The sequence below is a fragment of the Rhodococcus sp. MALMAid1271 genome (assembly GCF_049195265.1).
Classification (GTDB): domain Bacteria; phylum Actinomycetota; class Actinomycetes; order Mycobacteriales; family Mycobacteriaceae; genus Rhodococcoides.
In genome coordinates this window covers 24,306-30,494 of record NZ_JBMIRQ010000018.1, presented here as the reverse complement: position 1 = coordinate 30,494, position 6,189 = coordinate 24,306, and the positions used below count along the sequence as shown (strand labels likewise).

Genomic DNA, 6,189 nt, shown 5'->3' with positions numbered 1-6,189 from the left:
GCTCGACGAACGCGATCCGAAACGCAACCGGAAACGTCCGGCCGCCAGTAGTGGTTCGTCCGATCTCGATGTCGATCACAAGCATCTCGATTCCCCACGCCCAGGCCAGGACGTGTCTCACGATCATCCTGGCAAAGAACGCGGGGTCCACCACAAGCCTCCCTGTCACCGAGAGCCGAACGTGCGACCGTGCACCGCACTTCTGACATCAGAATGTCAGAAGACACGTGCACTCACCCTCGAAACGCCTGCAAAGAGTGCAGCCGTCTTCTGAAGTTGACACCTCGGGACAAACAGGGTCGTTCGACGGTCTAGTCGACGTTCATGACTGCCGTGCAGCCCCACCCCCTACTGCAACCCGTACGCGACCCCAGCGGCGGCGACGCGGCAGCGGCGTGGGCGGCGATCGTGCGCGAGGAACCGCGGTATCCGCGAGTGTCGGTATCGGCGAACGTTCGTATCCCGATGAGCGACGGCACAGCGCTGCGCGCGTACGTCGTCCGCCCCGCCGACGCATCGGGTAAGGCGGTGACGGGGAGTTTTCCCACCGTCCTGAATCTGACGCCGTACAACAAGCTGCTGATCAAGAGCATCGACACGATCCTCGAGACCCCTGTTCTCGGTCGTGCGATCAGAGCCTTCTCGTCCGCGTTCGACCTCACCGGAACCCGTTTCGACGGCATCACCGAGATCACCCGAGTGGTTGCAGGCGGGGCGGCGGACCTGCTGTCGGTCAACCGGCACCTCGTCCGCAGCGGGTACGTTCAGATGATCGTCGATGTCCGCGGCACCGGCAGTTCCTCGGGCACCTGGGACGTGCTGGGCACCCGCGAACAACTCGATTCCCTCGAGGTGATCGACTGGGCCCGACGCCAGTACTGGTGCAACGGCAGGGTGGGAATGGCCGGCATCTCGTACTCGGCGATCAATGCGCTGCAGGCCGCAGCCAAGCAACCCGCCGGGCTCGACGCGATCTTCGCCGTCGAGGGCTCGGTGGACATCGTCCGCGAGATCTTCGCAACCGGAGGGGCCACCTCGGCGTTCATCCCGCTGTGGCTCACCGCCGTCAACGCATTGAAGTGGGCACCGGCCATCGGCGGCATCGACACGTTCACCTGGCTCCGCGATCGCACCCTGTCCCCCGCCACCAACCTGTTCGATCTGGCCAAAGGCTTTGTCACAGGACGAGATTCACGAATCTACGACGACGAGTACTACGACACCATCGACGCCGCCATCGAGGACATCGCGGTGCCGACATTCTTGTACGGCTGCTGGCACGACATCTTCGGCGGCTCCGCCCCCGACATCTACAACCGGCTGTCCCTCGAACGCGGATCGAAGCAGTTGCTCGTCGGTGACGGGTACCACGGCAACCCCGGAATCGGGTTCGGCGAACCGGGCTTTCCACCGCGTCTCGATGTGCTCGAGCGAGCCTGGTTCGACAAGTGGCTACGCGACATCGACAACGGAATCGAGAACTACGGCCCCGTCACGTTGCGTCAACAGGGCGGCAATTGGACTGCGCACGGCCGCTTTCCGGCTCCGCGGGCGCAACCACGCAGGCTGTACCTGTCGGCGACGCCCTCAGGAACGGCAGCCCACGCCGTAGCCGACGGCAGCCTCACGACCGAACCGGCCACGTCCCGCGACATCCTGACGGTGCGGCCCTCGTTGCGGGCCGTCGTCTCGCGTGACACCACCCAGGTACTCGCCGGCGTGACGGCAGTGTTGGGGGGCGGATTCACCTACGACAACCGGTTCGCCGAAGGTGCCGCAGTCACCTTCACCACCGGTCCGGCCGAGTCGGACGCCGTTCTGTCCGGTCCGATGAATCTGCATCTCCGGGTGGTCTGCCACGCGCGGGAAGCGTTGTGGGCCATCATGATCTGCGACGTCGCCCCGGACGGCACCTCGACCGTGCTCAGCAACGGCGCACTGCTCGCCTCGCGCCGAGCCGTGGACGACGAGCGTTCACTGTTCGCCCCGAACGGCGACTACACCCGTCCGTACCATCCACTCACCGAGGCAGCACTGCTCCCGGTCCCCGTGGGGGAACCCATCGCCCTCGATATCGACATCCTCACCACCGAGGCCGTGATCGCGTCCGGACACCGACTGCGCGTCGACGTGTTCGCCACCGACACACCACGGTTCATCCCGATCCTGCCGGATCTGGTGCGTACGCGACTGCGCAAACAGGACATCGGCATCGACCCACAGGATCCGAGTTACCTGGTGGTGCCGGTACTGGGTGAGCCGGGCTGGTAGGAACGACACCATGAGAATCGAACAAGGCATCGCGCCGGCGAACTCCGTCGAGATCGCGTACGAGGACATGGGTTCGGTGGAGGATCCCGCGGTCCTGCTCATCATGGGCCTGTCCGCGCAATTGACGTTGTGGCCCATGGATTTCTGCACCCGCCTCGTCGATGCAGGATACCGAGTGATCCGGATCGACAACCGCGACATCGGGCTGTCCACGAAGATGTCGGGTCAGAAGGTGCGGGGATCACAGATTCTTCGCCTGATCCGGCACGAGCTCGGGATGTCCTCGGACGTGCCGTACACGATAGTCGACATGGCCTCCGACGCCGTCGGAGTTCTCGACCACCTCGGCATCGACACCGTCCACGTCGTCGGTGCCTCGATGGGTGGGATGATCACCCAGGTCTTCGCCGGCAGCTACCCCGAACGAACAGAGTCGGTGGGCATCCTCTTCTCGAGCACCAATGAGCCGTTTCTCCCGCCGCCGGACCCCCGCGCCCTGCTGCCCCTCCTCGGCGGCGTCGGGAAGGACGCGACGAAGGAAGAGATCATCGCGCATTCGGCGAAGACGCTGTCCACCATCGGATCTCCCGGCTTCCGCACTCCGCTCGAGGAGCAACTGGAGATCGCACAGGTGATGTACGAGCGCAACTACAACCCGTCGGGTGTCGTGCGTCAGATGGCGGCGATCACCGGCACCGGGAGCCTGCGGCCCTACGCGAAGAAGATCACCGCGCCCACCACCGTCATTCACGGCACCGCCGACAAGCTGGTCCGGCCGTCCTGCGGCAAGGCCGTGGCCCGCGCCGTCAGAGGTGCCGAGCTGACGCTGATCGACGGGATGGCCCACGACCTACCCGCAGCATTGCTCGACCGCATCAGCGGCATCATCCTGGCCAATTTCGCTCGCGCCCGCGCAGCCTAGGGCTGCGCTCGGACCACACGACGAAGGCCGGCCTCCCACGGGGAGACCGGCCTTCGTTTCGAGCTGAAAGAAATTACGCGTTCGCGTCGTCCTCGAGGAGGTTGCGCGTGCGGTTCGGATCGACCTGGACGCCGGGTCCGGTGGTGGTCGAGACGGTGACCTTCTTGACGTAACGGCCCTTGGCAGACGACGGCTTCGCACGCAGGATCTCGTCCAGCGCTGCGCCGTAGTTCTCCACCAGCTTGGTCTCGTCGAACGAGGCCTTGCCGATGACGAAGTGCAGGTTGGCCTGCTTGTCGACGCGGAAGTTGATCTTGCCGCCCTTGATGTCGTTGACGGCCTTGGTCACGTCGTTGGTGACCGTGCCCGTCTTCGGGTTCGGCATCAGGCCACGCGGTCCGAGGACACGGGCGATGCGGCCGACCTTGGCCATCTGATCCGGGGTGGCGATCGCGGCGTCGAAGTCCAGGAATCCGCCCTGGATGCGCTCGATCAGATCTTCTGCACCGACGACGTCGGCTCCTGCTGCCTCGGCCTCTGCAGCCTTCTCACCAGCGGCGAAAACAATAACCCGAGCGGTCTTGCCGGTGCCGTGGGGAAGGTTGACGGTGCCGCGCACCATCTGATCCGCCTTGCGGGGATCGACGCCGAGTCGCACTGCGACCTCGACGGTGGGATCGAACTTGCTCGACGCGGTCTCCTTGGCCAGCTTGGCGGCCTGGAGGGGCGAGTAGAGGTTGTCCTGATCGATCTTCGCGGCCTGCTCGAGGTAGGCCTTACTGCGCTTTGCCATGTCTTACTGTCCTTCGTTCGAGTTCAGAGTGGTTGACGAGCCTGGCCGGCTCTCCCACGTGTATTTCTGGGTGAATCAGCCTTCGACGGTGATGCCCATCGAGCGAGCAGTGCCGGCGATGATCTTCGCGGCCTGATCGATGTCGTTGGCGTTGAGGTCTTCCTGCTTGGTCTTGGCGATCTCGCGCACCTGATCCATGGTCACCTTGGCGACCTTGGTCTTGTGCGGCTCGCCGGAGCCCTTTGCCACGCCTGCAGCCTTGAGCAGCAGCTTGGCAGCGGGAGGAGTCTTGAGCTTGAAGTCGAACGTACGGTCCTCGTAGACCGAGATCTCGACCGGCACGACGTTGCCGCGCTGCGACTCGGTCGCGGCGTTGTACGCCTTGCAGAACTCCATGATGTTGACGCCGTGCTGACCCAGTGCTGGGCCGACGGGCGGTGCCGGGTTGGCGGCACCGGCCTGGATCTGAAGCTTGATGATCCCGGCTAGCTTCTTCTTCTTCGGGGGCATTTCTTTTTCCTTGTATTCGCTCGGGTTTCTTGCGGTTGCTACTGCAAGTCTGTGCGCGCGGCTTCTAGATCTTGGAGACCTGGGTGAAGCCGAGCTCGACCGGGGTTTCACGGCCGAAGATCGATACCAGCACCTTGAGCTTCTGCTGCTCGGCGTTGACTTCGCTGATGCTGGCGGGGAGCGTCGCGAACGGGCCGTCCATGACGGTGACCGACTCGCCGACCTCGAAGTCGACCTCGATGGTGGGCTTGGACGTGGTGTCGCCGCCCTGCTCGGTTGCGCCTGCGGTCGCTTTCGCGTCCTTCTTGGCACCTTCCTGCGGCATGAGGAACTTGACGACCTCGTTGATGGTCAACGGCGACGGGCGTGACGTCGCACCGACGAAGCCGGTGACACCGGGGGTGTTGCGCACCGCGCCCCAGGACTCGTCGTTGAGTTCCATCCGGACGAGGATGTAACCCGGCAGCACCTTGCGGTTGACCTGCTTACGCTGGCCGTTCTTGATCTCGGTGACCTCTTCGGTGGGAACTTCCACCTGGAAGATGTAGTCGCCGACGTCGAGGTTCTGCACACGGGTCTCGAGGTTGGCCTTGACCTTGTTCTCGTATCCGGCGTAGCTGTGGATGACGTACCAGTCGCCGGGAGCGCGGCGCAGAGCCGCCTTCATCTCGGCGACGGGATCCTCGGGCTCGGCAGTGACATCCGCATCGGCCGTGGCGTCGGCATCGACTGCCTCGCCACCGTCCGCGGGAGCGTCTTCGCCCGTGGCTGCTGCGACATCGGCCTTGATCGCTTCGTCGGTCTCGCGGTCCTGAGCGGCCTGCTCCGCTTCGAGGCCCTGCTTGGTCGCCTCGACATCGGCGTCGAATGCGGCCACTTCGGTGGCGTCGTTGTGCGGCGTGCTCACGTCAGCACCCTTTCTCTAGTTTCCTGCTCGGTTCGATCGTCGAAAAGTCCCGCCAGCTGAGCTCGGTCAGCCGAACAGCCAGCCGACGCCCTTGAGGAACAGCACGTCGAGGCCACTGATGAACGCGACCATGAACGCCAGAAAGACGAGCACGACGCTGGTGTAGGTGACCATCTGCTTCTTGTTCGGCCAGATGACCTTGCGGAGCTCGGCAACGACCTCACGGAAGAACTGCAGCAGACGCAGAAACACGTTCGGCCGCTTGTCTGCCTTGACCTTGCCCGAACGAGCCTTACCGGTTTTGGTCTTCGTCGCCGCTGTCGAGGACTTCGACATCGATACCCCTGCAGCGCTGCCACGGGACCGGCCGGACGACCTCTTGCCGGTTGGTACCACTGCTGCGGCACTCGAATCAGCGGCGGTCTGATCAGCATCGGAGTGACGGCCCTCGGAGCCAGGTGCGACGTCGTCTGAAGCCGAGGAGTTCTCGAACTCCTCCGATCGACCGTCGCGCTTACCGCGCTCCTCGCTCACGTCGTTCCTCTCAGTTGCTGACACCTTGGGCAGGGGCGACAGGACTTGAACCTGCAACCTACGGTTTTGGAGACCGTTGCTCTACCAATTGAGCTACGCCCCTTCGGCCGAAAACTCTCGGCCGCTCTGGTGTCCATCCGACTGCACCTCCCACCTACGCCACCCCGTGAGGAGGACGCGGGCAGCGCACAGCGCCGGATTACCCCAGAAATCTCAGTGTACTGCACACCCTTCGGAACAGATAAATCCCGT

The 6,189-nt window shown here is 64.1% G+C and carries 6 protein-coding genes and 1 tRNA gene; 2 read left to right on the top strand and 5 right to left on the bottom strand.

Features of this window, described 5'->3' with window-relative positions:
• Positions 1-324: 324 nt before the first annotated feature.
• Together ACOQFP_RS00800 and ACOQFP_RS00795 are read left to right on the top strand one after the other, a co-directional pair.
• Complete coding sequence (locus tag ACOQFP_RS00800) at positions 325-2,271, top strand: CocE/NonD family hydrolase (RefSeq protein ID WP_341245279.1); 1,947 nt, start codon at positions 325-327, stop codon at positions 2,269-2,271.
• 10 nt (positions 2,272-2,281) lie between these two features.
• Positions 2,282-3,193, top strand: coding sequence for an alpha/beta hydrolase (locus tag ACOQFP_RS00795; protein WP_341245278.1), 912 nt, complete (start codon positions 2,282-2,284; stop codon positions 3,191-3,193).
• Positions 3,194-3,266: 73 nt separating this feature from the next.
• Here ACOQFP_RS00795 and rplA read toward each other — a convergent pair whose 3' ends face one another.
• The 5 genes from rplA to ACOQFP_RS00770 form a co-directional block, all read right to left on the bottom strand.
• Positions 3,267-3,986 carry a 50S ribosomal protein L1 gene (gene rplA / locus ACOQFP_RS00790; RefSeq protein ID WP_341245277.1) on the bottom strand — a complete coding sequence of 240 codons (720 nt, stop codon included), beginning with the start codon at positions 3,984-3,986 and terminating at the stop codon, positions 3,267-3,269.
• 75 nt (positions 3,987-4,061) lie between these two features.
• Positions 4,062-4,496 carry a 50S ribosomal protein L11 gene (gene rplK / locus ACOQFP_RS00785; RefSeq protein ID WP_008713829.1) on the bottom strand — a complete coding sequence of 145 codons (435 nt, stop codon included), beginning with the start codon at positions 4,494-4,496 and terminating at the stop codon, positions 4,062-4,064.
• 64 nt (positions 4,497-4,560) lie between these two features.
• Complete coding sequence (gene nusG / locus ACOQFP_RS00780) at positions 4,561-5,403, bottom strand: transcription termination/antitermination protein NusG (RefSeq protein WP_421583147.1); 843 nt, start codon at positions 5,401-5,403, stop codon at positions 4,561-4,563.
• A 66-nt stretch (positions 5,404-5,469) separates the two neighbouring features.
• Entirely contained in the window at positions 5,470-5,937 is a 468-nt protein-coding gene (gene secE, locus ACOQFP_RS00775; protein ID WP_206486657.1) for a preprotein translocase subunit SecE, read from the bottom strand.
• A gap of 30 nt (positions 5,938-5,967) precedes the next feature.
• Positions 5,968-6,040, bottom strand: a tRNA-Trp gene (locus tag ACOQFP_RS00770).
• Positions 6,041-6,189 lie beyond the last annotated feature (149 nt).

Bases quoted from the DNA above. Each gene is read 5' to 3' on its own strand.
- rplK (WP_008713829.1), bottom strand. From the start codon at position 4,496: ATGCCCCCGAAGAAGAAGAAGCTAGCCGGGATCATCAAGCTTCAGATC.
- ACOQFP_RS00795 (WP_341245278.1), top strand. From the start codon at position 2,282: ATGAGAATCGAACAAGGCATCGCGCCGGCGAACTCCGTCGAGATCGCG.
- rplA (WP_341245277.1), bottom strand. From the start codon at position 3,986: ATGGCAAAGCGCAGTAAGGCCTACCTCGAGCAGGCCGCGAAGATCGAT.
- ACOQFP_RS00800 (WP_341245279.1), top strand. From the start codon at position 325: ATGACTGCCGTGCAGCCCCACCCCCTACTGCAACCCGTACGCGACCCC.